The following is a 26224-nucleotide window of genomic DNA, read 5'->3' on the forward strand; positions in this document are numbered from 1 at the left end:
CTTACTCCTCAACTTTAACCATGTAGGAAACCAAGTTGACCATACCACGTACAGCAGGAGTATCCTCGCGCTCTACTGTATGACCAATGCGACGCAGACCTAAACCGACCAGTGTTGCCTTATGCTTAGGCAGACGACCGATTGAACTGCGAACTTGTGTAATTTTAATAGTCTTAGCCATAGCCGATTACCCCAGAATTTCTTCGACGGATTTTCCACGCTTAGCTGCGACCATTTCTGGAGACTTCATGCTGTCTAAAGCATCCAGTGTTGCACGAACCACGTTGATTGGGTTTGTGGAACCGTAGGTTTTAGCCAGTACGTTGCGAACTCCAGCTACTTCTAAAACAGCACGCATTGCACCGCCGGCAATGATACCGGTACCTTCGTGAGCAGGTTGCATAAACACACGAGAACCAGTGTGTGTACCTTTCACAGGGTGGAACAATGTGCCGTTGTTTAGAGCAACGGTTTTCATACTGCGACGGGCTTTTTCCATCGCTTTCTGGATTGCTGCCGGAACTTCGCGCGCTTTGCCGTAGCCAAAACCAACGCGACCGTTACCATCACCAACTACTGTCAGTGCGGTAAAGCTGAAAATACGGCCACCTTTAACGGTTTTTGCTACGCGGTTTACCGCGATCAGCTTTTCCTGCAGTTCGCCAGCTTGTTTTTCGATGTGAGCCATCTTACACCTCTACCTTAGAACTGAAGGCCAGCTTCACGGGCAGCATCTGCCAGTGCCTGGACTCTACCATGATATTGGAAACCAGAACGGTCAAAAGCAACAACAGTGATGCCTTTTTCCAGTGCGCGTTCAGCAATTAATTTACCAACTATTGCTGCTGCGTCTTTGTTCCCAGTGAATTTCACTTGTTCATTGATAGCTTTTTCTGTAGTAGAAGCTGCAACCAATGTTTCAGAACCGTTTGGTGCGATAACCTGCGCATAAATATGGCGTGGAGTACGATGTACCACCAGGCGAGTCGCACCCAACTCTTGGATCTTACGGCGTGCGCGGGTCGCACGACGGATACGAGCTGCTTTCTTATCCATAGTGTTACCTTACTTCTTCTTAGCCTCTTTGGTACGCACGATTTCATCGGCGTAACGAACACCTTTACCTTTATAAGGTTCAGGACGACGGTAAGCACGCAGTTCTGCTGCAACTTGACCAATCACTTGCTTATCCGCACCTTTCAGTACGATTTCAGTTTGTGTTGGACATTCAGCAGTAATGCCTGCTGGCAGTGCGTGTTCAACCGGATGCGAGAAACCTAAAGACAAGCTTACAGCGTTGCCTTTGATTGCTGCACGGTAACCAACACCGACCAGTTGAAGCTTTTTAGTGAAGCCTTCGGTAACACCAACAACCATTGCATTACACAATGAACGAGTAGTTCCCGCTTGTGCCCATGCATCTTCAAAACCTTCACGAGGTTCGAAAGTCAGTTGGTTGTCTTCGTTTTTAACTTCAACTGCATTATGGATAGTACGAGTAAGCTCGCCGTTTTTACCCTTAATCGAAATAACCTGACCGTTGAGTTTTACCTCTACGCCGGCAGGAATGACGACGGGTGCTTTTGCCACACGAGACATTCTTTCCTCCCGAATTAAGCTACGTAGCAGAGAATCTCGCCACCAAGACCAGCTTGGCGAGCTGCACGATCAGTCATGACACCTTTAGAGGTAGAAACAACAGCGATACCTAAACCAGCCATAACTTGTGGCAGCTCATCTTTTTTCTTATAGATGCGCAGACTTGGGCGGCTTACACGCTGAATGCTTTCTACAACAGCCTTACCTTGGAAATAACGTAAAGTTAGTTCCAGTTCTGGCTTGATGTCGCCTTCAATTTTAAAATCTTCAATATAACCTTCTTCCTTCAGCACTTTGGCAATTGCCACTTTCAGCTTGGAGGAAGGCATGGTGACCGCAACTTTGTTCGCGGCCTGACCGTTACGGATACGGGTCAGCATATCCGCGATGGGATCTTGCATGCTCATCTGTCTTTACTCCCGTGATTCAAATGGAATTACCAACTTGCCTTTTTAAGGCCCGGGATTTCACCGCGCATAGCGGCTTCACGGACTTTAATACGGCTCAGACCAAACTTCCGCAGGAAACCGTGCGGACGCCCTGTTTGACGGCAGCGATTACGCTGACGAGAAGGACTTGAATCACGTGGCAGTGTTTGCAGCTTGAGAACAGCGTCCCAGCGATCTTCATCAGATGCTTTAACATCAGAGATGATAGCTTTCAGTTCTACGCGTTTTGCGAAGAACTTCTCAGCTAATTTAGCACGTTTTACATCACGCGCTTTCATAGATTTCTTAGCCATGAGTACCCTGCCTTACTTGCGGAACGGGAAGTTGAACGCTGCTAACAGTGCGCGACCTTCGTCATCTGATTTCGCAGTAGTGGTGATAGTAATATCTAAACCACGTACGCGATCCACTTTATCGTAATCGATTTCAGGGAAGATGATTTGTTCACGAACACCCATGCTGTAGTTACCGCGACCATCGAAAGACTTAGCGGGCAAGCCACGGAAGTCACGAATACGTGGTACAGCAATAGAAATCAGACGCTCAAGGAACTCCCACATGCGTTCGCCACGCAGGGTTACTTTACAGCCGATTGGATAGCCCTGACGGATTTTGAAGCCTGCAACAGATTTGCGTGCTTTGGTGATCAAAGGTTTTTGACCTGAGATCGCTGTTAAATCAGCTGCTGCGTTATCCAGCAGTTTTTTATCAGCAATCGCTTCACCAACACCCATATTCAGGGTGATCTTCTCGACCCGAGGGACTTGCATGACAGAAGTATAATTAAACTCGGTCATGAGTTTATTAACTACTTCGTCTTTATAGTAATCATGCAGTTTCGCCATCGTATACTCCAAAAATTACTTGATAGTTTCACTGTTAGACTTGAAGAAACGGACTTTTTTGCCGTCTTCGAATCTAAAGCCTACACGGTCAGCCTTACCAGTTGCCGCGTTAAAGATTGCAACGTTAGAAACTTGAATAGCCGCTTCTTTTTCAACGATGCCACCTGGTTGGTTCAGAGCCGGTACAGGCTTCTGATGTTTTTTAACCAGATTGATACCTTCAACGATAACTTTACTAGAAGAAATAACCTGCTTTACTTTACCGCGCTTACCTTTGTCTTTCCCAGTTAGCACGATAACTTCGTCATCACGACGGATTTTCGCTGCCATAGTTCGCTCCTTAGAGTACTTCAGGTGCCAGAGAGATAATTTTCATAAACTTCTCATTACGAAGTTCACGAGTTACCGGCCCAAAAATACGCGTACCGATTACTTGCTCGCTGTTGTTATTTAATAACACACAAGCATTACCATCGAAGCGAATGACAGAACCGTCAGGGCGACGTACACCCTTCTTGGTGCGCACCACTACCGCTTTCAGGACATCACCCTTTTTAACTTTACCGCGTGGAATTGCTTCTTTAACAGTAATTTTAATGATGTCGCCTACATGTGCATAGCGACGGTGCGAGCCACCTAGAACCTTGATACACATTACGCGACGTGCACCGGAGTTGTCGGCCACGTTCAGCATAGTCTGTTCTTGGATCATTTTAGTGCTCCGCTAAATGTCAACTACTACTGAGCCACCTCATTATGAAGAGGCCGTTCAAATATACCCATACTACGAGGGCGCGGCATTATAACACCACATCATCGTGTTGGACAGAAAAAAATAAACGGCTCAGTCAAAAAAGAGCCGTTTATTCATCAGGAAAAGTTATTCTATTACAGAACAGCTTTTTCTACAACGCGAACTAGAGCCCAAGACTTAGTCTTAGACAGTGGACGAGTTTGGCGGATTTCTACCACGTCACCGATACCACATTCATTGTTCTCGTCGTGTACGTGCAATTTAGTCGTACGACGGATGAATTTACCATACAGAGGGTGTTTCACCATACGTTCGATAGCAACAACAATAGATTTCTCCATTTTATCGCTAACTACACGACCTTGCAGAGTACGGATTTTATCGCTCATTACGCACCTGCCTTCTCAGTCAGTAAAGTCTTCACACGTGCGATATCGCGACGCACTTGTTTCAACAGATGAGACTGTTGCAGCTGACCACTTGCAGCCTGCATACGTAAATTAAATTGTTCACGCAGCAAGTTCAAAAGTTCAGCATTCAGCTCTTCAACGCTTTTTTCGCGCAGCTCTTGTGCTTTCATTACATCACCGTCTTAGTTACAAAGGTGGTTTTGATAGGCAGTTTCGCTGCTGCCAGAGAGAATGCCTCACGAGCCAGCTCTTCAGGCACACCGTCCATTTCGTACAGAACTTTACCAGGCTGAATTAAGGCAACCCAATATTCTACGTTACCTTTACCTTTACCCATACGAACTTCGAGTGGTTTCTCAGTGATTGGTTTGTCTGGGAACACACGGATCCAGATTTTACCTTGACGCTTAATAGCACGGGTCATAGCACGACGTGCCGCTTCGATCTGACGTGCAGTCAGACGACCACGGCCAACAGCTTTAAGACCGAAAGTGCCGAAGCTAACATCCGTACCTTGCGCTAGACCACGGTTGCGGCCTTTGTGCACCTTACGGAATTTTGTACGCTTTGGTTGTAACATCAGCGACTCTCCTTACTTGCGGCCTTTACGCTGCTGCTTTTTAGGTTGAGCAGCTGGTTTCTCAGCTTGTTCAACAGCAGCCATACCACCCAGAATCTCACCTTTGAAGATCCATACCTTAACGCCGAGAACACCGTAAGTGGTGTGCGCTTCTGAAGTGTTGTAATCGATATCAGCACGTAATGTGTGCAGTGGCACACGGCCTTCACGATACCACTCGGTACGAGCGATTTCAGCACCGCCTAAACGGCCACTGACTTCAACTTTAATACCTTTAGCGCCCAGACGCATTGCGTTCTGTACTGCACGCTTCATAGCACGACGGAACATAACACGACGTTCCAGCTGTGAAGAAATGCTGTCAGCAACTAATTTAGCGTCTAGTTCTGGTTTACGAACTTCGGCGATATTGATTTGCGCAGGAACACCAGCGATATCCGCTACTGTTTTACGCAGTTTTTCAACGTCTTCACCTTTCTTACCGATAACGATACCTGGGCGAGCAGTGTGAATAGTCACACGGATGCTTTTCGCAGGACGTTCGATAACGATGCGAGAGATTGACGCTTTTGCCAGTTCTTTATTCAAGTACTGGCGTACTTTAAAATCGCTGTCTAGGTTGTCAGCGAATTCATTGGTGTTCGCATACCAGGTAGAGTTCCAAGGTTTGACAATACCCAGGCGAATACCATTAGGATGTACTTTCTGACCCATTGCTAGTCTCCAGAGTCTCAGCGATCGGACACAACCACAGTAATGTGGCTGGTGCGCTTAAGAATACGATCTGCACGGCCTTTCGCACGCGGCATGATGCGTTTCATGGTTGGACCTTCGTCTACGAAAATTTTCGCAACTTTCAGGTCATCAATGTCAGCGCCATCGTTTTGCTCTGCGTTAGCAATAGCAGACTCAAGTACTTTCTTCACTAAACCAGCAGCTTTCTTGTTGGTGTAGGTCAGAATTTCCAGAGCTTGCGACACTTTCTTACCGCGAATCAGGTCGGCAACTAAGCGAACCTTCTGGGCAGAAGAACGAGCGTGGCGATGCATAGCTAAAGTTTCCATCTCTTCCTCCTATCCTTAACGTTTCTTAGCTTTCTTATCTGCCGCGTGGCCGCGATAAGTGCGAGTCGGTGCGAATTCACCCAGTTTGTGACCAACCATTTCGTCGGTTACGAAAACAGGAACATGCTGACGACCATTATGGACAGCGATGGTCAATCCGATCATATTAGGAAAGATCGTTGAACGACGGGACCAAGTCTTAAGAGGCTTCTTGTCTCCGCTTTCCACCGCTTTCTCTACCTTCTTCAGCAAGTGCAGGTCAATAAAAGGACCTTTCTTGAGAGAACGTGGCATGGTTTATCCTCTAATTATTTTTTAGAACGATGACGTACGATGAATTGATCAGTACGCTTGTTGCTACGAGTTTTCTTACCTTTGGTTTGAACGCCCCATGGTGTTACTGGGTGTTTACCAAAGTTACGGCCTTCACCACCACCATGTGGATGGTCTACTGGGTTCATCGCAGTACCGCGAACGGTAGGACGAACACCACGCCAGCGGCTAGCACCAGCTTTACCGAGAACACGTAACATATGTTCAGCGTTACCAACTTCACCAAGAGTTGCACGGCAATCAGCTAAAACTTTACGCATTTCACCAGAACGCAGACGTAATGTGACATAAGCACCATCACGAGCAACGATTTGAGCGTAAGTACCTGCTGAACGCGCTAACTGTCCACCTTTACCTGGTTTCAGTTCGATGTTATGAACTGTAGAACCAACAGGGATGTTGCGCATCGGCAGTGCGTTACCAGCTTTGATTGCTGAATCGACACCAGATTGAATCTGATCGCCAGCTTTCAGGCCTTTTGGTGCAAGAATATAACGACGTTCACCGTCTTTATATAGAACCAGTGCAATGTTCGCAGAACGATTTGGATCATACTCCAAACGCTCAACAACTGCAGGAACACCGTCTTTGTTACGTTTGAAGTCAACTAAACGATAATGCTGCTTATGGCCACCACCGATATGACGGGTAGTGATACGGCCATTGTTGTTACGACCACCGGATTTGCTGTTTTTTTCTAACAGCGGAGCATAAGGTTTACCCTTATGCAGCTCAGGGTTAACCACTTTAACTACGTGGCGACGGCCCGGAGACGTAGGTTTACATTTAACAACTGCCATTGTTCTTTACTCCTCCGACTTACTCAGCACCGCTAATGAAGTCCAAATTTTGGCCTTCCTTCAGCGTGACGTAAGCTTTTTTCCAGTCGCTACGACGACCGAAACGCTGACCGTGGCGTTTAGTTTTGCCTTTAACCAGCAAAGTGTTAACACCTTCAACTTCAACTTCAAACAGTTTCTGTACAGCAGCTTTGATTTCTGCTTTAGTCGCGTCTTTCGCAACTTTGAGAACGATGGTATTGCTTTTTTCCATCGCTGTAGAAGCTTTTTCAGATACATGCGGCGCGCGCAGTACTTTTAGCAGACGTTCTTCACGGATCATGCCAGCATCTCCTCAACTTGCTTCACAGCATCAGCAGTCATAACCACTTTGTCGAAGGCGATCAGGCTAACTGGGTCAATACCTGCTGCATCACGAACGTCAACCTTATACAGGTTACGTGCTGCTAAAAACAGATTTTCATCTAATTCAGCAGTGATGATCAGAACATCTTCCAGAGCCATATCTTTCAGTTTCTGTGCCAGCAACTTAGTTTTAGGTGCTTCAACAGAGAACTTCTCGACAACGATCAGACGATCTTGACGTACCAACTCAGAGAGAATGCTTTTTAAAGCACCACGGTACATCTTCTTATTAACTTTTTGACTGTGGTCCTGCGGTTTAGCTGCGAAGCTAACACCACCAGAGCGCCAAATTGGGCTCTTTACTGAACCAGAACGTGCACGGCCAGTACCTTTTTGACGCCATGGTTTTTTACCAGAACCAGAAACTTCAGCACGAGTTTTCTGAGCACGAGTACCTTGACGAGCACCAGCTGCATACGCAACAACTACTTGGTGAACAAGCGCTTCATTGAAATCACGCCCGAAGGTAGTTTCGGAAACAGTCAGCGCGCTTTGCGCGTCTTTCATTACCAATTCCATTCCTATCTCCTCGACGTTAAGCCTTGACAGCCGGTTTTACGATCAGGTTGCTACCAGTTGCTCCTGGAACAGCACCTTTGACCAGCAGCAGGTTGCGCTCAGCGTCAACACGTACTACATCTAAGCTTTGAACGGTTACACGCTCATTACCCAGTTGGCCTGCCATTTTCTTGCCTTTAAACACTTTGCCCGGAGTCTGGTTTTGACCGATAGAACCCGGAACACGGTGAGACAAGGAGTTACCGTGAGTAGCATCTTGTGTACGGAAATTCCAGCGCTTAACTGTGCCGGCAAAACCTTTACCTTTAGATGTACCAGTAACGTCGACTTTTTTAACGTCAGCGAAAATTTCAACGCTAATGCTTTGACCTACTGTGTATTCTGCACTATCTTCAATGCGGAATTCACGCAGGATACGGCCAGCTTCGACGCCAGCTTTAGCGAAATGACCTGCTTCAGGCTTAGTTACACGATTAGCTTTTTTGCTACCAGTAGTAACCTGAATTGCATTATAACCGTCAGTTTCTGCAGTTTTAACCTGAGTAACACGGTTATTTTCAATTTCGATAACAGTTACAGGTATAGAAACGCCATCTTCAGTGAAGATACGAGTCATACCGACTTTCTTACCGACTAAACCTTTCATTGTTTCAACCTCTCAATCGTTCGACGACCTGATTAACCCAGGCTGATCTGCACGTCAACGCCGGCAGCCAGGTCCAGACGCATCAGAGCATCAACGGTCTTTTCGGTTGGCTCAACGATGTCAACCAGACGCTTGTGAGTGCGAATTTCGTACTGATCACGCGCATCTTTGTTAACGTGCGGAGAAATCAGAACGGTAAAACGCTCTTTACGTGTCGGCAGCGGGATAGGACCGCGAACTTGCGCACCAGTGCGCTTAGCAGTCTCTACGATTTCCGCAGTTGATTGATCGATTAAACGATGATCAAAAGCTTTCAGGCGGATACGGATTCTTTGGTTCTGCATGAGACCAGAGCTCCAACTATTTATAAACGTAAAATGATTACTCCTCGTACCCATTTCGATTGATGGGAGAGTGTAATCGTTCTTGATGTAACTTCCAAATCGGAAGTATTGTCTAAATGAGCAACAAATCGTTGACTCAATACTGATATTTCAGTCCTAAAATATAGGGCTTACTCATCAGTAAGCCCGCGCATTATACGTAAATTAGAGGGAAACACAAGTAATAGAGGAAAATATGTGCGTTTTTTTTGAAGAGAATTATTGAAAAGCCCCCTCAATCTTGAAAAAAGAGATAACTGGGGGCTTTTTATACAAATTTACTTAGTCAATCCCCATAGGATACTATGTTATTCTTCTTTAACCTGCGCTTGCAGGTAATTTTGAAGTCCCAAACGGCTAATTAACCCCAATTGAGTTTCTATCCAATCAATATGGTTTTCTTCATCAGCTAAAATTTCAATCATCAGATCTCGACTGACATAATCATGAACCGAGTCCGCATATTTAATAGCTTCTTTTAGATTCTTTGCTCCATCGATTTCAAGCTGCAAATCTGATTTCAACATTTCTTCAACATCTTCACCGATATTTAACTTGCCAAGGTCTTGTAAGTTAGGAATACCGTCGAGAAACAGAATTCGCTCTATATATTTATCTGCGTGTTTCATTTCATCGATTGATTCGTGATATTCCATCTCATTGAGACGAGTAAGTCCCCAATTTTTAAACATACGTGCATGCAGAAAATATTGGTTGATTGCAACTAGCTCATTGCCCAGTAGTTTATTTAGGTGGGCTATCATTTTTTTATCACCTTTCATTTCTACCTCCATCGCTTCCAGTCTTTTAAGTGTAGTACTGAAATTGATGTTAGTATAATTTTCACACAATTCATTTAAACAAAAATGTCGTTAAACAAAAGATGAGAAGTTTCGAGGGAGTTCGAGGGAATAAATTTGAATGGTATTAAAGGCTATGCAACCTCAGTGGCACACGCATCCTCAAAAATCATTTGTTCTTCATATAAAATTGCCTTTGTCTGCCTAATACACTTCCCACATTCTAAGCCTATAGGCAAAATCTGCCGTAGGCCCTTCAACGAGGTCACTTGATATTTTCTTGCGGCATTTCTGATTTGTTTATCAGTAATGGCTTCACAAAGACAGATGTACATGATACTTACCTGTATAAATCACATACAGATAGTTTAAATGAAAATGATTTGTATTTCAATTATCATTGTTGATGGTTTACAAAGATCATTTGCCAGTGATCGATTAATTATACAACCAGCTGAAATTAAAAGAGCAAATAACTTTTAATATGAATAATACGGCTAATATATAGCAACGTAATACGGTAATTTTATGTAGTCAAATTTTGCTTATAACAACAAAAGGGCACCTAAAATAAGGTGCCCTTTTTTAAAACTAGATGAAGCTATATATTATGCAATGATTTTTGCAACAACACCCGCACCTACAGTACGGCCACCTTCACGGATTGCGAAACGTAAACCGTCGTCCATCGCGATTGGGTGGATCAGGGTAACGATCATGTTGATGTTATCACCTGGCATTACCATCTCTACGCCTTCTGGCAGTTCGATAGTACCTGTTACGTCAGTTGTACGGAAGTAGAACTGTGGACGGTAACCTTTGAAGAATGGAGTGTGACGACCACCTTCATCTTTGCTCAGAATATAAACTTCTGATTCGAATTTAGTGTGTGGCTTGATTGAACCTGGTTTTGCCAGTACTTGACCACGTTGAATTTCTTCACGTTTAGTACCACGCAGCAGAACACCAACGTTCTCACCCGCACGACCTTCGTCCAGCAGTTTACGGAACATTTCAACGCCAGTACAAGTTGTTTTAACCGTGTCTTGAATACCAACGATTTCAACTTCTTCACCAACTTTGATGATACCACGCTCAACACGGCCTGTTACTACTGTACCACGACCTGAGATTGAGAATACGTCTTCGATTGGCAGCAGGAATGGCTTGTCAATTGCACGCTCTGGCTCTGGGATGTAGCTGTCCAGGTGCTCTGCTAATTCAACAATTTTCGCTTCCCACTCTGGGTTGCCTTCCAGCGCTTTCAGTGCTGAACCGCGAACAACTGGAGTGTCATCGCCTGGGAAATCGTACTGAGACAGAAGTTCACGAACTTCCATTTCAACTAATTCTAACAGCTCTTCGTCGTCTACCATGTCACATTTGTTCAGGAAAACGATGATGTAAGGAACGCCTACTTGGCGACCTAACAGGATGTGCTCACGCGTTTGTGGCATTGGGCCATCAGTCGCAGCAACAACCAGAATTGCACCGTCCATCTGAGCAGCACCAGTGATCATGTTTTTAACATAGTCGGCGTGTCCTGGGCAGTCTACGTGTGCGTAGTGGCGAGTTGGAGTATCATATTCTACGTGTGAAGTAGAGATGGTGATACCACGCGCTTTTTCTTCAGGTGCGTTATCGATTTGATCGAACGCACGAGCAGCACCGCCGTAAGTTTTTGCCAGAACAGTAGTGATAGCTGCTGTCAGAGTAGTTTTACCGTGGTCAACGTGGCCGATAGTACCAACGTTAACGTGCGGTTTTGAACGTTCAAATTTTTCTTTAGACATTAGATTGTCCCTCTAAGACACGGAATCGGTGGTTAAACCACATCAACCAAGCAAGAATTTATTTTCGCTTGTTTTTTTCAGGAGACAAATCAGGAAGATAATTGAGAACATAAAGGAAGTGGTGCTGATAGGCAGATTCGAACTGCCGACCTCACCCTTACCAAGGGTGTGCTCTACCAACTGAGCCATATCAGCACATCTTGGAGCGGGCAGCGGGAATCGAACCCGCATCATCAGCTTGGAAGGCTGAGGTAATAGCCATTATACGATGCCCGCAATGAACTCGGCTACCTGAGTTATCAGCTGTTAAACTGTTCCTCAAAATTTTCACTAAAGAAAATTTCTTGGAGATGGTGGTGGGAGAAGGATTCGAACCTTCGAAGTCTGTGACGGCAGATTTACAGTCTGCTCCCTTTGGCCGCTTGGGTATCCCACCTATCCAAATTTTTAATGGTGCCGGCACCAAGAGTCGAACTCGGGACCTACTGATTACAAGTCAGTTGCTCTACCAACTGAGCTATGCCGGCATCAAGTGCTGCGCATTCTAGGTAGAGTCGGCGCAGGTTGCAACAAAAAAATTAACTTTTTTGTCTGTTCGCTCACATTTTGTTCGCTTTTTGCATTTTTGTTGATTTTTTAACTACTTTAAGATTAAAACATCAACAGCAGCTATTAACTATAGTCCATTACTATTTAGTCAGTAAAGGGAGAATGAGATCTAAAATTTTCAAAATTAATATTTTTTATTCAATATCACAGTTTTACCCTTCCATTTTTTAGGTGTTTTTTTCATCACTCAGTATCATTTTTTCTGCCTACATCAAAAAAAACTCATAAAAAATAGAAAAAAACCTACGCCTCCCCACTTTCACTCGCTATGATGCTAGCAAATTTTATGGATACGGGTGTTTAGGCAACCTGTCCAACCTGCATAAAATAGGCAGATGTTGGTTTATGAAAAAGAAAGAAAATTTTATTACTACGCCATACTTAGAGTTTGATAGAGAACACTGGGCAACTTTACGTGATTCAGTTCCACTTACATTAACATCGAGCGAACTCCTAGAGCTAAAAGGGATTAACGAAGAACTCTCTATGGAAGATGTTATAGAGATTTATCTACCTTTATCGCGTTTATTGAATTTTTATATTAGTTCAAACTTACGTCGTCAGGCAGTTCTAGAACAATTTCTTGGTACTAACGGCGCTAAAGTGCCTTATATTATTGGTATCGCGGGTAGTGTGGCCGTTGGTAAAAGCACAACAGCACGTTTGCTACAAGCGCTACTTACTCGTTGGCCAGAACACCGTAAAGTTGATTTGATTACAACGGATGGTTTCTTACATCCTAATCAAGTATTAAAAGATAGGAATATTATGAAGAAAAAAGGGTTTCCGCAGTCTTATGATATGCGAAAACTCGTTAACTTCGTGTCGCAAATAAAATCAGGAGCACGTAACGTTACAGCTCCTGTTTATTCACATTTGACGTATGATATCGTTCCTGACCAAGAACAAATCATTGATCAGCCTGATATTTTAATACTCGAAGGACTGAATGTCTTACAAAGTGATATGGATTACCCGCAAGATCCTCATCATGTCTTTGTATCTGACTTTGTTGATTTTTCTATTTATGTTGATGCTGCCCCTGAATTATTAAAACAATGGTATATCGGCCGGTTTCTTAAATTTAGGCAGGGAGCATTCTCAGATCCTGATTCTTATTTCCATAATTATTCTAAGTTAAGGGAAGAAGAAGCAATTAATATTGCAGGCTCTATCTGGGATGAAATTAACGGATTAAATCTTGAAGAAAATATATTACCAACCAAGGAAAGGGCGAGTTTAATTATGACCAAAGGTGAAAATCATTCTATTCAGAGTGTTAGAATAAGAAAATAATTATTTATATTGGCCGGTTTGTCTCCGGCCAATAATATATCAATCATTTGGCCTTAAGGATATTTCCCCGCCAATATAGGGTACTATTTCCCCATTATTCTTTTGTAGTAATAATGCACCTTGCTCATTAACCCCACGCTCAATGCCTGTTATTATATCATTACCTATCAATAACTTAACTGGCCTATTGAGAAAATTATCTAATTTAAACCAACGTTCTAAAAATGGTTTTAGTCCTTCTCGTTCAAATATAGCCAAGGACTCTCTTAATGACTTAATAATATTTGCAGATAATTCATTACGCTCTATATTTTCAACTTCATCTCTTAGTGATGACCATTCTTGTGTTATTGATTTTGAGCTTTCAATATTGTTATTATTCATACCAATATTAATACCTATACCAATAATAATATGGGCTGCATCTCCTGTTTTACCAGTTAATTCAACTAAAATTCCTGCAAGTTTTTTATCATTCATATACAGGTCATTCGGCCATTTTACTTTCACTTTTTCTTGGCTAATTTTATTTAAAGTCTCAGCAATCACGATACCCACAACAAGACTTAGTCCCACAGCTGCAGCTGGGCCTTGATCTAATTTCCAATACATAGAAAGGTAGAGATTACAGCCAAATGGTGAGATCCACTGGCGCCCTCTTCTGCCACGCCCAGCACTTTGATATTCGGCTAAGCAAGTATCCCCTGACTTCAGGCTATTAATACGCTCTAACATGTATTGATTCGTTGAATCAATAACTGGCTCAACAATAATATTCACGCCATCAACTTGTTTTTTAATAGCTTCTTTGCTTAATAAATTGATTGGATAGGGAAACTTATAGCCTTTGCCAGCGATTGTTTCTATGTTTAATCCCCAGGAACGCAATGTTTTGATATGTTTATTAATTGCAGATCTTGTCATTCCTAATTGTTCACCGAGTTGCTCCCCCGAATGGACCTGAGCATCAGCTAAGATATCAATTAGCTGTAAAGGAATATTAGTTTCTTTCATCGAATATAATCCATTGCATTAACTTCTCCCATTTTACCTATAAACCTGACTTCTGGCTCTAAAATGATATCAAAGCGCTTTGCTACTGTTTGACTTACATATTTCGCCAAGTTAGCAATATCTTGCCCTGTTGCATGCTGTTTATTAATTAGCACCAACGCCTGTTGCGTGTGAACTGCAGCGCCACCAATTTGATGACCTTTTAAACCGCACTGGTCAATTAGCCAACCTGCGGCTAATTTAATACTGCCATCAGCTTGTTCATATTGGGGGCAATTAGGATAAGCTACTTTTATGGCCTGTGCCTTTTCTGCCGAAATCACGGGGTTCTTAAAGAAACTCCCCGCATTGCCCGTTATTGTAGGGTCAGGTAATTTACTTCTACGTGTTTGGCATACCGAGTTGAATACTTGTTCTGGCGTTACTGTATTGGGGTCAAGTTGAGCAAGGTCACCATACATAAGCTTAGGTGTCCATTCTTTAGCAAGTTTTAACCCAACACTGATAATGACATGGCCATATTGGTATTCATGCTTAAAAATACTATCACGATAGCCAAACTGGCACTCAGCTGCAGTTAGCCGAGCTACTTTACCCGTTTCTAGAGAGAGTAGATCGACATACTCACATATATCTTTCAACTCTATACCATAAGCTCCAATATTTTGAATGGGAGCAGAGCCAACACAACCCGGGATCAATGCTAAATTTTCTGCACCAAAAATACCTTTACCCAATAACGTCTCAAGCAATTGATGCCAATTTTCACCTGCTTGGGCATGAACATACCAATAGCTGTTATCTTCTGTTATTTTTATACCCTTCAGCTGATTGATAATTACCACACCTTCAAAGTCTGCAACAAATAGAACGTTGCTTCCTCCCCCTAATAATAATACGGGAAGTTGCTGATTTTTAGCCTCGGCCCATTGTTGGAGTAAAGATTCTTGGCTATCCACAAAAACAACTGATAATGCTTTTGCTTGAATGCCAAAGCTATTAAATGATTTAAGTTCAGACGTTAGGTTCATTACAGCCTTCAGTACAAATAAAACTAGGATAGGATAAGTCTATCAGGCTGGATTACGAGTGAATAGCAAGATTAGGAAAATAAGATAATTAGCAAAAATTACGCTATTCGTGAAATGCAAAAAAGCCACCCAATTAGGTGGCTTCTTTATATTTAAAACCTAGCAGTTCCCTACTCTCACATGGGGAGACCCCACACTACCATCGGCGCTACGGCGTTTCACTACTGAGTTCGGCATGGGGTCAGGTGGGACCACCGCGCTATTGCCGCTAGGTAAATTCTTTTTAAATGCCGATTATATGGTGCTGATACCCAGATTCGAACTGGGGACCTCACCCTTACCAAGGGTGTGCTCTACCAACTGAGCCATATCAGCAATATGGTGCGGTCAGTCAGTACTGACACAACCTTAAAATTTAATGTCTGGCAGTTCCCTACTCTCACATGGGGAGACCCCACACTACCATCGGCGCTACGGCGTTTCACTGCTGAGTTCGGCATGGGGTCAGGTGGGACCACCGCGCTATTGCCGCCAGACAAATTCTGTTTGTTCCCGTTTAGCTTTTCCACTAAACCAGAACGTCAATCTCAAACAAGCTGTGTGTCCTTCACCTTTCGGCTTCTCACTCATTATCAAAAACAACTCTATCTCTCTAAAACACCTTCGGTGTTGTCAGGTTAAGCCTCACGGTTCATTAGTATTGGTTAGCTCAACATATCGCTATGCTTACACACCCAACCTATCAACGTCTTAGTCTTAAACGTTCCTTTAGGACCCTTAAAGGGTCAGGGAAGACTCATCTCAAGGCAAGTTTCCCGCTTAGATGCTTTCAGCGGTTATCTCTTCCGCACTTAGCTACCGGGCAATGCCATTGGCATGACAACCCGAACACCAGTGGTGCGTCCACTCCGGTCCTCTCGTACTAGGAGCAGCCCCTTTCAATCTTCCAACGCCCACGGCAGATAGGGACCGAACTGTCTCACGACGTTCTAAACCCAGCTCGCGTACCACTTTAAACGGCGAACAGCCGTACCCTTGGGACCTACTTCAGCCCCAGGATGTGATGAGCCGACATCGAGGTGCCAAACACCGCCGTCGATATGAACTCTTGGGCGGTATCAGCCTGTTATCCCCGGAGTACCTTTTATCCGTTGAGCGATGGCCCTTCCATTCAGAACCACCGGATCACTAAGACCTACTTTCGTACCTGCTCGAGCCGTCACTCTCGCAGTCAAGCTGGCTTATGCCTTTGCACTAACCGCATGATGTCCGACCATGCTTAGCCAACCTTCGTGCTCCTCCGTTACTCTTTGGGAGGAGACCGCCCCAGTCAAACTACCCACCAGACACTGTCCGCACCCCGGATAACGGGGCAACGTTAGAACATCAAACATTAAAGGGTGGTATTTCAAGGTTGGCTCCACGCAGACTGGCGTCCACGCTTCGAAGCCTCCCACCTATCCTACACATCAAGGCTCAATGTTCAGTGTCAAGCTATAGTAAAGGTTCACGGGGTCTTTCCGTCTTGCCGCGGGTACACTGCATCTTCACAGCGAGTTCAATTTCACTGAGTCTCGGGTGGAGACAGCCTGGCCATCATTACGCCATTCGTGCAGGTCGGAACTTACCCGACAAGGAATTTCGCTACCTTAGGACCGTTATAGTTACGGCCGCCGTTTACTGGGGCTTCGATCAAGAGCTTCTCCTTACGGATAACCCCATCAATTAACCTTCCAGCACCGGGCAGGCGTCACACCGTATACGTCCACTTTCGTGTTTGCACAGTGCTGTGTTTTTAATAAACAGTTGCAGCCAGCTGGTATCTGCGACTGGCTTCAGCTCCATCCGCGAGGGACTTCACCTAGCGCCAGCGTGCCTTCTCCCGAAGTTACGGCACCATTTTGCCTAGTTCCTTCACCCGAGTTCTCTCAAGCGCCTGAGTATTCTCTACCTGACCACCTGTGTCGGTTTGGGGTACGATTAATGATAATCTAGAGCTTAGAGGCTTTTCCTGGAAGCGGGGCATGAGCTACTTCATCACCGTAGTGACTCGTCATCGAACCTCAGCATGTAGTGAACCGGATTTGCCTAATTCACCTGCCTACATTCTTAAACCGGGACAACCGTCGCCCGGATAGCCTAGCCTTCTCCGTCCCCCCATCGCAATTATCACCAGTACGGGAATATTAACCCGTTTCCCATCGACTACGCATTTCTGCCTCGCCTTAGGGGTCGACTCACCCTGCCCCGATTAACGTTGGACAGGAACCCTTGGTCTTCCGGCGTGCGGGTTTTTCACCCGCATTATCGTTACTTATGTCAGCATTCGCACTTCTGATACCTCCAGCATACCTCACAGTACACCTTCACAGGCTTACAGAACGCTCCCCTACCCAACAATATTTACATATCGCTGCCGCAGCTTCGGTGCATAGTTTAGCCCCGTTACATCTTCCGCGCAGGCCGACTCGACCAGTGAGCTATTACGCTTTCTTTAAATGATGGCTGCTTCTAAGCCAACATCCTGGCTGTCTGAGCCTTCCCACTTCGTTTCCCACTTAACTATGACTTTGGGACCTTAGCTGGCGGTCTGGGTTGTTTCCCTCTTCACGACGAACGTTAGCACCCGCCGTGTGTCTCCCGTGATAACATTCTTCGGTATTCGTAGTTTGCATCGAGTTGGTAAGTCGGGATGACCCCCTAGTCGAAACAGTGCTCTACCCCCGAAGATGAGTTCACGAGGCGCTACCTAAATAGCTTTCGGGGAGAACCAGCTATCTCCCGGTTTGATTGGCCTTTCACCCCCAGCCACAAGTCATCCGCTAATTTTTCAACATTAGTCGGTTCGGTCCTCCAGTTAGTGTTACCCAACCTTCAACCTGCCCATGGCTAGATCACCGGGTTTCGGGTCTATACCCTGCAACTCATTCGCCCAGTTAAGACTCGGTTTCCCTACGGCTCCCCTATACGGTTAACCTTGCTACAGAATATAAGTCGCTGACCCATTATACAAAAGGTACGCAGTCACCCCACCCCAAAGCACATTCACTGCTTGTTTTGTGTGTTGGGCGTCGCAAAAAGCGCTCCGCCAACGCGTGTTGAATGTCACTTCAAAGTTGTCCTCAACACCAGAAAATGCTTTGGTGGTGGGGCTCCCACTGCTTGTACGTACACGGTTTCAGGTTCTATTTCACTCCCCTCGCCGGGGTTCTTTTCGCCTTTCCCTCACGGTACTGGTTCACTATCGGTCAATCAGGAGTATTTAGCCTTGGAGGATGGTCCCCCCATATTCAGACAGGATAACACGTGTCCCGCCCTACTCGTCGAGTTCACAACACTAACACCTTCGGATACGGGGCTATCACCCTTTACTGCCGGACTTTCCAGACCGTTCTCCTGATGCTAATGCTGATTAAGACTCTGGGCTGCTCCCCGTTCGCTCGCCGCTACTAGGGGAATCTCGGTTGATTTCTTTTCCTCGGGGTACTGAGATGTTTCAGTTCCCCCGGTTCGCTTCGTTTGACTATGTATTCATCAAACGATAGTGCAACGAATTGCACTGGGTTTCCCCATTCGGAAATCGTCGGTTGTAACGGTTCATATCACCTTACCGACGCTTATCGCAGATTAGCACGTCCTTCATCGCCTCTGATTGCCTAGGCATCCACCGTGTACGCTTAGTCGCTTAACCTCACAACCCGAAGGCGTCTTCTTACAACGAGTGACTGTGCTTCATGATTTCGGCGTTAGTCCGTGCGCGCAATGCTCACGTACTTAAAGTACGCTGCGCTTGCTGTGCGCGGGCTGCCTTGAACTCATTTCGCTCGTCGACTCGATAGTTCAAAGTACACTATTCAAGTTGAGATTTTTGAGAGACTCTCACATTGTTTAAGCGATAAACAATGTGCGTTGTTTTCAATTTTCAGCTTGTTCCAGATTGTTAAAGAGCATAATTGTTAAACCAACTATTAAAATAATTGGCTTAATCATTATTGGGGACATCGTCTTTCACTCGATATCGGCGCAATTGGCGTCCCCTAGGGGATTCGAACCCCTGTTACCGCCGTGAAAGGGCGGTGTCCTAGGCCTCTAGACGAAGGGGACACAAGATATTGCACTTACTGCGCGGTATCTCATGTAAGCCCTATTCTTTCGAATAAGTCTCCCACGTATAGCCTATTGCTCTACTTTCTATCAGACAATCTGTGTGAGCACTTCACAAAAACACTTCAATGGTAAGGAGGTGATCCAACCGCAGGTTCCCCTACGGTTACCTTGTTACGACTTCACCCCAGTCATGAATCACAAAGTGGTAAGCGCCCTCCCGAAGGTTAAGCTACCTACTTCTTTTGCAACCCACTCCCATGGTGTGACGGGCGGTGTGTACAAGGCCCGGGAACGTATTCACCGTAGCATTCTGATCTACGATTACTAGCGATTCCGACTTCATGGAGTCGAGTTGCAGACTCCAATCCGGACTACGACGTACTTTATGAGTTCCGCTTGCTCTCGCGAGGTCGCTTCTCTTTGTATACGCCATTGTAGCACGTGTGTAGCCCTACTCGTAAGGGCCATGATGACTTGACGTCATCCCCACCTTCCTCCGGTTTATCACCGGCAGTCTCCTTTGAGTTCCCGACCGAATCGCTGGCAACAAAGGATAAGGGTTGCGCTCGTTGCGGGACTTAACCCAACATTTCACAACACGAGCTGACGACAGCCATGCAGCACCTGTCTCAGAGTTCCCGAAGGCACCAAAGCATCTCTGCTAAGTTCTCTGGATGTCAAGAGTAGGTAAGGTTCTTCGCGTTGCATCGAATTAAACCACATGCTCCACCGCTTGTGCGGGCCCCCGTCAATTCATTTGAGTTTTAACCTTGCGGCCGTACTCCCCAGGCGGTCGATTTAACGCGTTAGCTCCGAAAGCCACTCCTCAAGGGAACAACCTTCAAATCGACATCGTTTACAGCGTGGACTACCAGGGTATCTAATCCTGTTTGCTCCCCACGCTTTCGCACCTGAGCGTCAGTCTTTGTCCAGGGGGCCGCCTTCGCCACCGGTATTCCTCCACATCTCTACGCATTTCACCGCTACACATGGAATTCTACCCCCCTCTACAAGACTCTAGCTGACCAGTCTTAGATGCCATTCCCAGGTTAAGCCCGGGGATTTCACATCTAACTTAATCAACCGCCTGCGTGCGCTTTACGCCCAGTAATTCCGATTAACGCTTGCACCCTCCGTATTACCGCGGCTGCTGGCACGGAGTTAGCCGGTGCTTCTTCTGTCGGTAACGTCAATCGTTGTTGATATTAGCAACAACGCCTTCCTCCCGACTGAAAGTACTTTACAACCCTAGGGCCTTCTTCATACACGCGGCATGGCTGCATCAGGCTTGCGCCCATTGTGCAATATTCCCCACTGCTGCCTCCCGTAGGAGTCTGGGCCGTGTCTCAGTCCCAGTGTGGCTGATCATCCTCTCAGACCAGCTAGGGATCGTCGCCTAGGTGAGCCATTACCCCACCTACTAGCTAATCCCATATGGGTTCATCCGATAGCGCAAGGACCGAAGTTCCCCTGCTTTGCTCCTAAGAGATTATGCGGTATTAGCCACCGTTTCCAGTGGTTATCCCCCTCTATCGGGCAGATCCCCATACATTACTCACCCGTCCGCCGCTCGTCAGCGAGAAGCAAGCTTCCCCTGTTACCGCTCGACTTGCATGTGTTAGGCCTGCCGCCAGCGTTCAATCTGAGCCATGATCAAACTCTTCAATTAAAAGTAGCTTGATGCTCAAAGAATGTCTTACTGACCGTAACGTTCTTTTGTTCGGCTAACTTTGTCGGCTTCGCATCGCTTCCCCTCGCCGTACCTAAGTACTGCCTCGGGTTATCTCTGCTTGCCTTCGCGTTATCCTTCCAAAATAAGCGTTACTACCTTATTTCATATATATGAATTAACGTGTTAGTCACTCTTCAAGACTTAAAATCAAATATTTTTTTGATAGTGTCCTGTGAGTGCCCACACAGATTGTCTGATAAATTGTTAAAGAGCGTTGCGACTTAATCTTTCGATTTTCGACTTCGAGGTCGTTGTCGCGAGGAGGCGTATATTACGTTTTCCTCCGTGAGAGTCAAGCAATTTTTTGCTTTTTCTTTTCAGAATCTCTCGCTGCCGTTTCAGTGTTCATCGCGCTTTGCGTTGTCTTGTTCCCGGTCAGTGGATGCGCATTATAGGGAGTCAGAAAAATCTGGCAACCCCTTTTTTCATATTTTTTTTCGTTCGCTCAGCTTTCCATCAAATTTGACTTAGATAGCTAGTTTTTCCAGCGTTTTGAACCCTTCTGCTTTGAGAACAGGCTGTAATCCTTTTGCGTTGTCATCCATTAATAAGCAATATGCGAAGTTTTCTTCCTCTGAATTGGCGATTTCTTCTTGATTATTAATGAGCCAAACGGTTCTTCTGGCAATTGCAGAACCTGAATCAATAAATCGAGTTCCATTTGGTAGCACTTTTTCGAGTTCTTCTATTAATAAAGGAAAATGTGTGCAACCCAAAATAACGGTATCAGGCGGCTCTGGCATTCGAATCCATGGCCTAACAGTTTGAGCGACTTCATCGAGTGGTAAGGTTTCCCCATGTAACTTTCTTTCTGCGAGTTGAACTAATTCCGCAGAACCGAGGGAAATCACTTTACAGTCTGTAGCAAACCGTTCGATCAGCTCTTTGGTGTATTCACGGTTTACAGTGCCTTTCGTCGCCAATAAACCCACCACGCCATTACGCGTTAACTTGGTTGCGGGTTTAATGGCTGGAACAACCCCAACAACTGGGAACGTAAAATGCGCTCTTAAATTAGGGAGGCTGACCGTACTTGCGGTATTACACGCAATAATCGCAATGGTTAAAGGATGGTTTGCAGCTATTGCATTTACGATTTGATAGACCCTATCAATAATAAACTCTTCACTTTTTTCACCATAGGGAAAAGCTTCATTATCGAATGCATAGATATAGTGTGCATTCGGGATCAATTTTTTGACTTCACGGTAAACAGATAACCCGCCCACTCCAGAGTCAAACACTAGAATGGTCGGGCGAACAGATAGGGTGTTATCAGAAGTTGTAGCTTCCTGTGAGGAAATATTCTCTTCCAGCGGTGCGATAACCATACGCGGTCTCATAGTCTTTATCGAACATATTAGCTATTTTACCACGAATTGTGAGATGTGAAGTGATTGGATATGCAGCGGTGAGATCCCAAAGGCTAATGCCACCGAGTTTTAGACTTTCTGACTTACCATTCTCATAATAAGCAGTATCATGTCGTGAGCCGATATATTGATAGGTCAAGCCCATCTCTAGTTTTTCTACATTCCAATCTAACTGATACTTAACTTGTTGCTGAGCACGGCGTGCCAATACTTTATTAGTATCTTTATTACGTGGATCGATATATTGATAGGTAAATTGATGGTGGAACACCCACGTTTCAAACTCCCCAACCCATTCCACACCTTTAATTTCAGCCTTACCAATGTTTTCATAGGTATTGAACTGCGCACCTGATTTGTAGGCGATTAAATTATCAATATCATTATGGTAGGCATTGATTTGCCAGAATAAAGGACCTGTTGTCCCTTCTAAACCAATTTCCCATTGCTGGCTTTCTTCAGGTTTTAAGTTTGGGTTTCCTTTCATTTTCCACGAAGGGTTATCTACATATAACTGATTTAAATTAGGTGCTTTGTAGGCAGTAGCATAGGAACCAACCAGTTTATAGCCATCGTAAAATTCCCAACTTAGTCCAGACTGCCACGTTGTATGCCAGTCAAATTCTGAGTGGTGGTCAGAACGTATAGCAGCTTCTGCAATCACGGAATCTATTAGTGCGTATTGCCCCGTAAGATAGATACCCGTGTTGTTAACAGTTTCTGTTTTGCTCGTCTTTGTATAACCACCAGGCTCGACACTTTGACGTTGATAATCAACACCAGTACTGAGGTTACCTTTACCAAATTGGTAATTATTGCCCCATTGCAGATTATACTGTTTCGACTCATCCAAATTAGAATACTGCCCGTACTGGCCGTATCTTGGATCGTAATTATAATCTTTAGAGTGACTATAACTTCCTAGAAGTGAGGTCGAATAATTGCCTTGATGGTATTTCAAACCTGTTTCATAAGTTCGACTCGATAACTTACGCGTATCAACAAGGTAATGCTGCATATTTGTATAATCAGTGTCATAGCTACCATCATAATCCGTGCGGTTATCATAACCATAAGCACGTGCATAAGCAGAAAGATCGGGAGAGAATTGATGTTCAACACCTAACCATAATGTTTTATTCAAAAAACCATCTTTATCTGGCTGGGGATATCCATTTGGATAATTCCCCGTGCTTCCCCTTGCCTCAACATCAAACCCTTTTGTATGGGTATAAGCTCCGGCAGCTGTTACGGTTGTATTCTCTCCGATTTTTTGCTGAGTCGAACCGTTATAGTTTTGGTAGCTGTGTGAGCCAATACCTGCATTTAAGGTTGTACCATCGTTATCACGGCGAGTAATAATATTCACTACACCACCAACGGCATCAGAACCATAAACCGCTGAGCGTGCCCCGCGAATATATTCAATACGTTGTACCAATGAGATAGGAATTTGACTCATATCGGAAGAGCCGGAAATACCCGCTTGATTCAATCGGATACCATCAATTAACACCAAAACGTGACGTGACTCTGTACCACGTATAAATAAGGAGCTTTGTTGACCCATTCCGCCACTTTGTGAAATATCCACCCCCGGCAAGCGCCTTAATACATCTATTACGGTATTGGATTGCCAATGGTCGATATCTTCACGGGTGACCACCGTCACTGGCGCTAATATAGAAGAAATCGGTTGTTCGAAGCGGTTAGCGGACACAACGACTTGGTCAGCTTGGTTATTTGCACTTGCCAAAAAAGAAGTAGCGCACAGCACTGCCAACGCAGCGGCCGATAACGGCAGCGACTTTTTATTATTCATTATGGTTACACTCGGAAAATCAATTTAATTAACATTCCGCGAGGTTGAATATAAGATCCGCGCGAATATTCAACAAAGCGATGAGATGTGTGGTAGGTATCGGACTTTTACCGTTGCGCGTCAGTCTTGGACTTACACCAAATTCCCTAAACCACAGCTTATTATCGTAAGTTGAATAGTAGTGAGTGTCTACGGATGGATAATGAAAACTGGACATCTTCGCCGCTTTCCCTACAATTTCGCTCCTGATACGAATTTATTACTGTTTTATGGAGCCAAACATGCCAAACACCTTGCATACTGAAGACTACGAACGACAGCTCGTAGAAAAAACGGATCGTTTAAAGGCGATGATGGCTCCTTTTAACGCCCCAGAACCTGAAATATTTTCATCTCCCACATCCCATTATCGGATGCGTGCTGAATTTCGCATTTGGCATGACGGTGATGACCTGTTTCATATTATGTTCAATAAAGAAACAAAAGAGCGTATTCGTATTGATCAGTTCCCTGTCGCAAGTCAGCTTATTAATGACATGATGGCGACGTTATTGCCGTTAATTAAGCAAAATGAATTACTGCGCCATAAATTATTTCAAATTGACTATTTATCGACACTAAGTAATAAACTGATTGTTTCGATGCTTTACCATAAAAAACTGGGTGAAGAGTGGATGGCCGAAGCAAAAGCGTTAAAGGCTATTTTGGTTGAACAAGGCTTTGACGTGCAGTTGATTGGCCGAGCGTCAAAAACAAAAATCATGTTAGATAATGATTATATTGATGAAGTATTACCTGTGATGGGTAAAAAAATGGTTTATCGCCAAGTCGAAAATAGTTTTACGCAGCCCAATGCGCAGGTCAATATCAAAATGTTGGAGTGGGCAATTAAGGCAACGCAGAACTCGACGGGTGATTTATTAGAGCTTTACTGCGGCAATGGAAACTTCTCTTTAGCATTAGCGCAAAACTTCGAACGGGTATTAGCCACTGAAATTGCAAAACCTTCTGTAGCAGCAGCTCAATATAATATCGAAGCTAATAATATTGAAAATGTACAAATTATTCGCATGTCCGCAGAGGATTTTACCCAAGCCATGCAAGGTGCTCGTGAATTTAAGCGTTTGGAAGGTATTTCTTTAGCCGATTACCAATGCAATACCATTTTCGTTGACCCACCTCGCAGTGGCTTAGATACCGAAACGGTGAAGCTAGTTCAGGGGTATGATCATATCCTATATATTTCATGTAACCCAGAAACACTATGTGACAACTTAGTTGAGCTGACTAAAACCCATAAAATAGAGAAGTTAGCGTTATTCGACCAATTTCCTTATACCCATCATATGGAAAGTGGCGTATTGCTAAGCCGCTATTAATTAGCTAGAACTCGTTTACTGAACTGAAAACAAAGATGCCGCACTTCATTCATTGCGGCATCTTATAGAAGAAAAACCATATAACCTTAGTTTTCGACTTCTTGCTCGAGTGCTAATTCCGCTTTTTCTTTCTTACGTGCTTTCCAGCTTGAATACATCCACAATGCAATAATGACAATAAAGGTTGCAGGGATAAAGTTAGAACCTATTTCAGGGTTTTGAACACGCAAAATCGCGGCATAGCCAAATAACCCAATAAAAAAACTACCTGCAACAAATTTTGGCAGCCCCATCGGCATGGCTTGATGCAAATAGCGTTGGTGTAAACAATATACCGCCAATATCAAGGTTAAAATTGGGAAAAATGAAAAGTCGACCAACGAGTTAAACAACGTTGAAAACGTCCCATGGGTTGCAAGGCCAATCACAAAGGCTAGCAATAGTGTGCTTCTTTCATAACTTTTTTGATCCGTCATTGATT

General features: G+C 44.6%; 30 protein-coding genes, 6 tRNA genes, 4 rRNA genes and 1 riboswitch. Of the genes, 2 read left to right on the plus strand and 38 right to left on the minus strand.

Features of this window, described 5'->3' with window-relative positions; genetic code table 11:
* Position 1: 1 nt before the first annotated feature.
* The 27 genes from rpmD to M0M83_RS19640 all read right to left on the minus strand — a co-directional run bounded on the left by rpmD (position 2) and on the right by M0M83_RS19640 (position 11907).
* A complete protein-coding gene (gene rpmD / locus M0M83_RS19510) occupies positions 2-181 on the minus strand; it encodes a 50S ribosomal protein L30 (RefSeq protein ID WP_004265475.1) in 180 nt (59 codons plus the stop codon).
* Positions 182-187: 6 nt separating this feature from the next.
* Entirely contained in the window at positions 188-688 is a 501-nt protein-coding gene (rpsE, locus tag M0M83_RS19515) for a 30S ribosomal protein S5 (protein ID WP_004265471.1), read from the minus strand.
* A 14-nt stretch (positions 689-702) separates the two neighbouring features.
* Entirely contained in the window at positions 703-1056 is a 354-nt protein-coding gene (gene rplR, locus M0M83_RS19520; RefSeq protein ID WP_125895204.1) for a 50S ribosomal protein L18, read from the minus strand.
* A 9-nt stretch (positions 1057-1065) separates the two neighbouring features.
* Positions 1066-1599 (minus strand): 50S ribosomal protein L6, encoded by a 534-nt coding sequence (gene rplF, locus M0M83_RS19525; RefSeq protein WP_125895206.1) that lies wholly within the window; start codon positions 1597-1599, stop codon positions 1066-1068.
* 14 nt (positions 1600-1613) lie between these two features.
* Positions 1614-2006, minus strand: a complete 393-nt coding sequence (gene rpsH / locus M0M83_RS19530) for a 30S ribosomal protein S8 (protein WP_004907134.1) — start codon at positions 2004-2006, stop codon at positions 1614-1616.
* Between the two features lie 29 nt (positions 2007-2035).
* Positions 2036-2341: a 30S ribosomal protein S14 gene (gene rpsN / locus M0M83_RS19535; protein WP_004265458.1), complete on the minus strand. Its 306-nt coding sequence runs from the start codon at positions 2339-2341 to the stop codon at positions 2036-2038.
* A 12-nt stretch (positions 2342-2353) separates the two neighbouring features.
* Positions 2354-2893, minus strand: a complete 540-nt coding sequence (gene rplE / locus M0M83_RS19540; protein ID WP_006816328.1) for a 50S ribosomal protein L5 — start codon at positions 2891-2893, stop codon at positions 2354-2356.
* Between the two features lie 15 nt (positions 2894-2908).
* Positions 2909-3223: a 50S ribosomal protein L24 gene (gene rplX, locus M0M83_RS19545; RefSeq protein ID WP_004265452.1), complete on the minus strand. Its 315-nt coding sequence runs from the start codon at positions 3221-3223 to the stop codon at positions 2909-2911.
* A gap of 10 nt (positions 3224-3233) precedes the next feature.
* Positions 3234-3605: a 50S ribosomal protein L14 gene (gene rplN, locus M0M83_RS19550; protein ID WP_004265449.1), complete on the minus strand. Its 372-nt coding sequence runs from the start codon at positions 3603-3605 to the stop codon at positions 3234-3236.
* A 176-nt stretch (positions 3606-3781) separates the two neighbouring features.
* Positions 3782-4036, minus strand: a complete 255-nt coding sequence (gene rpsQ / locus M0M83_RS19555; protein ID WP_004265446.1) for a 30S ribosomal protein S17 — start codon at positions 4034-4036, stop codon at positions 3782-3784.
* Positions 4036-4227 carry a 50S ribosomal protein L29 gene (gene rpmC / locus M0M83_RS19560; RefSeq protein ID WP_004265442.1) on the minus strand — a complete coding sequence of 64 codons (192 nt, stop codon included), beginning with the start codon at positions 4225-4227 and terminating at the stop codon, positions 4036-4038. Before rpmC ends, rpsQ begins: the two co-directional genes overlap by 1 nt.
* Positions 4227-4637, minus strand: a complete 411-nt coding sequence (rplP, locus tag M0M83_RS19565; RefSeq protein ID WP_004265436.1) for a 50S ribosomal protein L16 — start codon at positions 4635-4637, stop codon at positions 4227-4229. The genes rpmC and rplP overlap by 1 nt, the downstream gene beginning before the upstream one ends.
* 12 nt (positions 4638-4649) lie before the next feature.
* The gene (gene rpsC / locus M0M83_RS19570) at positions 4650-5351 is read right to left on the minus strand and encodes a 30S ribosomal protein S3 (RefSeq protein WP_004907131.1); all 702 of its coding nucleotides are present in this window, start codon (positions 5349-5351) and stop codon (positions 4650-4652) included.
* Positions 5352-5368: 17 nt separating this feature from the next.
* On the minus strand, positions 5369-5701 hold the full coding sequence (gene rplV / locus M0M83_RS19575; RefSeq protein ID WP_004265430.1) for a 50S ribosomal protein L22: 333 nt from the start codon (positions 5699-5701) through the stop codon (positions 5369-5371).
* A gap of 15 nt (positions 5702-5716) precedes the next feature.
* Positions 5717-5995, minus strand: a complete 279-nt coding sequence (gene rpsS, locus M0M83_RS19580; protein WP_004265426.1) for a 30S ribosomal protein S19 — start codon at positions 5993-5995, stop codon at positions 5717-5719.
* A 14-nt stretch (positions 5996-6009) separates the two neighbouring features.
* The gene (gene rplB, locus M0M83_RS19585; RefSeq protein WP_004265422.1) at positions 6010-6834 is read right to left on the minus strand and encodes a 50S ribosomal protein L2; all 825 of its coding nucleotides are present in this window, start codon (positions 6832-6834) and stop codon (positions 6010-6012) included.
* Positions 6835-6853: 19 nt separating this feature from the next.
* Positions 6854-7156: a 50S ribosomal protein L23 gene (gene rplW / locus M0M83_RS19590; RefSeq protein ID WP_004265420.1), complete on the minus strand. Its 303-nt coding sequence runs from the start codon at positions 7154-7156 to the stop codon at positions 6854-6856.
* Positions 7153-7758 carry a 50S ribosomal protein L4 gene (gene rplD, locus M0M83_RS19595; protein WP_004265418.1) on the minus strand — a complete coding sequence of 202 codons (606 nt, stop codon included), beginning with the start codon at positions 7756-7758 and terminating at the stop codon, positions 7153-7155. Before rplD ends, rplW begins: the two co-directional genes overlap by 4 nt.
* A 16-nt stretch (positions 7759-7774) precedes the next feature.
* On the minus strand, positions 7775-8404 hold the full coding sequence (rplC, locus tag M0M83_RS19600; RefSeq protein WP_004265414.1) for a 50S ribosomal protein L3: 630 nt from the start codon (positions 8402-8404) through the stop codon (positions 7775-7777).
* A 32-nt stretch (positions 8405-8436) separates the two neighbouring features.
* Entirely contained in the window at positions 8437-8748 is a 312-nt protein-coding gene (gene rpsJ / locus M0M83_RS19605) for a 30S ribosomal protein S10 (RefSeq protein ID WP_001181005.1), read from the minus strand.
* 347 nt (positions 8749-9095) lie between these two features.
* The gene (gene bfr, locus M0M83_RS19610; RefSeq protein ID WP_102140604.1) at positions 9096-9569 is read right to left on the minus strand and encodes a bacterioferritin; all 474 of its coding nucleotides are present in this window, start codon (positions 9567-9569) and stop codon (positions 9096-9098) included.
* A 152-nt stretch (positions 9570-9721) separates the two neighbouring features.
* On the minus strand, positions 9722-9922 hold the full coding sequence (gene bfd / locus M0M83_RS19615; protein ID WP_112307800.1) for a bacterioferritin-associated ferredoxin: 201 nt from the start codon (positions 9920-9922) through the stop codon (positions 9722-9724).
* Between the two features lie 273 nt (positions 9923-10195).
* Positions 10196-11380 (minus strand): elongation factor Tu, encoded by a 1185-nt coding sequence (tuf, locus tag M0M83_RS19620; protein ID WP_217748398.1) that lies wholly within the window; start codon positions 11378-11380, stop codon positions 10196-10198.
* Positions 11381-11499: 119 nt separating this feature from the next.
* Positions 11500-11575, minus strand: a tRNA-Thr gene (locus tag M0M83_RS19625).
* A gap of 6 nt (positions 11576-11581) precedes the next feature.
* Positions 11582-11656, minus strand: a tRNA-Gly gene (locus M0M83_RS19630).
* Positions 11657-11731: 75 nt separating this feature from the next.
* Positions 11732-11816, minus strand: a tRNA-Tyr gene (locus tag M0M83_RS19635).
* 15 nt (positions 11817-11831) lie between these two features.
* A tRNA-Thr gene (locus M0M83_RS19640) sits at positions 11832-11907 on the minus strand.
* A gap of 427 nt (positions 11908-12334) precedes the next feature.
* Here M0M83_RS19640 and coaA point away from each other — a divergent pair.
* Positions 12335-13285 carry a type I pantothenate kinase gene (gene coaA / locus M0M83_RS19645; RefSeq protein WP_125895258.1) on the plus strand — a complete coding sequence of 317 codons (951 nt, stop codon included), beginning with the start codon at positions 12335-12337 and terminating at the stop codon, positions 13283-13285.
* 39 nt (positions 13286-13324) lie between these two features.
* On the opposite strand, the gene birA is transcribed toward coaA, so the two are convergent.
* From birA to btuB, 10 genes are all read right to left on the minus strand, one after another.
* Entirely contained in the window at positions 13325-14299 is a 975-nt protein-coding gene (gene birA / locus M0M83_RS19650) for a bifunctional biotin--[acetyl-CoA-carboxylase] ligase/biotin operon repressor BirA (RefSeq protein WP_213914663.1), read from the minus strand.
* Complete coding sequence (murB, locus tag M0M83_RS19655; RefSeq protein ID WP_213914664.1) at positions 14296-15330, minus strand: UDP-N-acetylmuramate dehydrogenase; 1035 nt, start codon at positions 15328-15330, stop codon at positions 14296-14298. The genes birA and murB overlap by 4 nt, the downstream gene beginning before the upstream one ends.
* 157 nt (positions 15331-15487) lie before the next feature.
* Positions 15488-15603 (minus strand): 5S ribosomal RNA (gene rrf, locus M0M83_RS19660).
* A 26-nt stretch (positions 15604-15629) separates the two neighbouring features.
* Positions 15630-15705: transfer RNA gene (locus tag M0M83_RS19665), tRNA-Thr, on the minus strand.
* A 45-nt stretch (positions 15706-15750) separates the two neighbouring features.
* Positions 15751-15866, minus strand: a 5S ribosomal RNA gene (gene rrf / locus M0M83_RS19670).
* Between the two features lie 137 nt (positions 15867-16003).
* A 23S ribosomal RNA gene (locus M0M83_RS19675) occupies positions 16004-19021 on the minus strand.
* A gap of 337 nt (positions 19022-19358) precedes the next feature.
* Positions 19359-19434: transfer RNA gene (locus M0M83_RS19680), tRNA-Glu, on the minus strand.
* Positions 19435-19566: 132 nt separating this feature from the next.
* Positions 19567-21106, minus strand: a 16S ribosomal RNA gene (locus M0M83_RS19685).
* Together the 16S, 23S and 5S rRNA genes with 2 tRNA genes alongside form the textbook arrangement of a ribosomal RNA operon.
* A 530-nt stretch (positions 21107-21636) precedes the next feature.
* The gene (gene murI, locus M0M83_RS19690; RefSeq protein WP_248467221.1) at positions 21637-22500 is read right to left on the minus strand and encodes a glutamate racemase; all 864 of its coding nucleotides are present in this window, start codon (positions 22498-22500) and stop codon (positions 21637-21639) included.
* Positions 22445-24364, minus strand: a complete 1920-nt coding sequence (gene btuB, locus M0M83_RS19695; protein ID WP_248467222.1) for a TonB-dependent vitamin B12 receptor BtuB — start codon at positions 24362-24364, stop codon at positions 22445-22447. The genes murI and btuB overlap by 56 nt, the downstream gene beginning before the upstream one ends.
* A 74-nt stretch (positions 24365-24438) precedes the next feature.
* A riboswitch (cobalamin riboswitch) is annotated at positions 24439-24533 on the minus strand.
* A gap of 112 nt (positions 24534-24645) precedes the next feature.
* Between btuB and trmA the strand changes: the two genes are divergently transcribed.
* A complete protein-coding gene (gene trmA, locus M0M83_RS19700; protein WP_248467224.1) occupies positions 24646-25743 on the plus strand; it encodes a tRNA (uridine(54)-C5)-methyltransferase TrmA in 1098 nt (365 codons plus the stop codon).
* Between the two features lie 86 nt (positions 25744-25829).
* Here trmA and M0M83_RS19705 read toward each other — a convergent pair whose 3' ends face one another.
* Positions 25830-26219, minus strand: a complete 390-nt coding sequence (locus M0M83_RS19705; RefSeq protein WP_004265352.1) for a YijD family membrane protein — start codon at positions 26217-26219, stop codon at positions 25830-25832.
* Positions 26220-26224: the final 5 nt, after the last annotated feature.

The sequence above is a fragment of the Providencia rettgeri genome, assembly GCF_023205015.1.
GTDB lineage: Bacteria > Pseudomonadota > Gammaproteobacteria > Enterobacterales > Enterobacteriaceae > Providencia > Providencia rettgeri_E.

Coding starts and splice junctions, on each gene's coding strand:
- rpmD (WP_004265475.1), bottom strand. CDS start 181: ATGGCTAAGACTATTAAAATTACACAAGTTCGCAGTTCAATCGGTCGT.
- rpsE (WP_004265471.1), bottom strand. CDS start 688: ATGGCTCACATCGAAAAACAAGCTGGCGAACTGCAGGAAAAGCTGATC.
- rplR (WP_125895204.1), bottom strand. CDS start 1,056: ATGGATAAGAAAGCAGCTCGTATCCGTCGTGCGACCCGCGCACGCCGT.
- rplF (WP_125895206.1), bottom strand. CDS start 1,599: ATGTCTCGTGTGGCAAAAGCACCCGTCGTCATTCCTGCCGGCGTAGAG.
- rpsH (WP_004907134.1), bottom strand. CDS start 2,006: ATGAGCATGCAAGATCCCATCGCGGATATGCTGACCCGTATCCGTAAC.
- rpsN (WP_004265458.1), bottom strand. CDS start 2,341: ATGGCTAAGAAATCTATGAAAGCGCGTGATGTAAAACGTGCTAAATTA.
- rplE (WP_006816328.1), bottom strand. CDS start 2,893: ATGGCGAAACTGCATGATTACTATAAAGACGAAGTAGTTAATAAACTC.
- rplX (WP_004265452.1), bottom strand. CDS start 3,223: ATGGCAGCGAAAATCCGTCGTGATGACGAAGTTATCGTGCTAACTGGG.
- rplN (WP_004265449.1), bottom strand. CDS start 3,605: ATGATCCAAGAACAGACTATGCTGAACGTGGCCGACAACTCCGGTGCA.
- rpsQ (WP_004265446.1), bottom strand. CDS start 4,036: ATGAGCGATAAAATCCGTACTCTGCAAGGTCGTGTAGTTAGCGATAAA.
- rpmC (WP_004265442.1), bottom strand. CDS start 4,227: ATGAAAGCACAAGAGCTGCGCGAAAAAAGCGTTGAAGAGCTGAATGCT.
- rplP (WP_004265436.1), bottom strand. CDS start 4,637: ATGTTACAACCAAAGCGTACAAAATTCCGTAAGGTGCACAAAGGCCGC.
- rpsC (WP_004907131.1), bottom strand. CDS start 5,351: ATGGGTCAGAAAGTACATCCTAATGGTATTCGCCTGGGTATTGTCAAA.
- rplV (WP_004265430.1), bottom strand. CDS start 5,701: ATGGAAACTTTAGCTATGCATCGCCACGCTCGTTCTTCTGCCCAGAAG.
- rpsS (WP_004265426.1), bottom strand. CDS start 5,995: ATGCCACGTTCTCTCAAGAAAGGTCCTTTTATTGACCTGCACTTGCTG.
- rplB (WP_004265422.1), bottom strand. CDS start 6,834: ATGGCAGTTGTTAAATGTAAACCTACGTCTCCGGGCCGTCGCCACGTA.
- rplW (WP_004265420.1), bottom strand. CDS start 7,156: ATGATCCGTGAAGAACGTCTGCTAAAAGTACTGCGCGCGCCGCATGTA.
- rplD (WP_004265418.1), bottom strand. CDS start 7,758: ATGGAATTGGTAATGAAAGACGCGCAAAGCGCGCTGACTGTTTCCGAA.
- rplC (WP_004265414.1), bottom strand. CDS start 8,404: ATGAAAGGTTTAGTCGGTAAGAAAGTCGGTATGACTCGTATCTTCACT.
- rpsJ (WP_001181005.1), bottom strand. CDS start 8,748: ATGCAGAACCAAAGAATCCGTATCCGCCTGAAAGCTTTTGATCATCGT.
- bfr (WP_102140604.1), bottom strand. CDS start 9,569: ATGAAAGGTGATAAAAAAATGATAGCCCACCTAAATAAACTACTGGGC.
- bfd (WP_112307800.1), bottom strand. CDS start 9,922: ATGTACATCTGTCTTTGTGAAGCCATTACTGATAAACAAATCAGAAAT.
- tuf (WP_217748398.1), bottom strand. CDS start 11,380: ATGTCTAAAGAAAAATTTGAACGTTCAAAACCGCACGTTAACGTTGGT.
- coaA (WP_125895258.1), top strand. CDS start 12,335: ATGAAAAAGAAAGAAAATTTTATTACTACGCCATACTTAGAGTTTGAT.
- birA (WP_213914663.1), bottom strand. CDS start 14,299: ATGAAAGAAACTAATATTCCTTTACAGCTAATTGATATCTTAGCTGAT.
- murB (WP_213914664.1), bottom strand. CDS start 15,330: ATGAACCTAACGTCTGAACTTAAATCATTTAATAGCTTTGGCATTCAA.
- murI (WP_248467221.1), bottom strand. CDS start 22,500: ATGGTTATCGCACCGCTGGAAGAGAATATTTCCTCACAGGAAGCTACA.
- btuB (WP_248467222.1), bottom strand. CDS start 24,364: ATGAATAATAAAAAGTCGCTGCCGTTATCGGCCGCTGCGTTGGCAGTG.
- trmA (WP_248467224.1), top strand. CDS start 24,646: ATGCCAAACACCTTGCATACTGAAGACTACGAACGACAGCTCGTAGAA.
- M0M83_RS19705 (WP_004265352.1), bottom strand. CDS start 26,219: ATGACGGATCAAAAAAGTTATGAAAGAAGCACACTATTGCTAGCCTTT.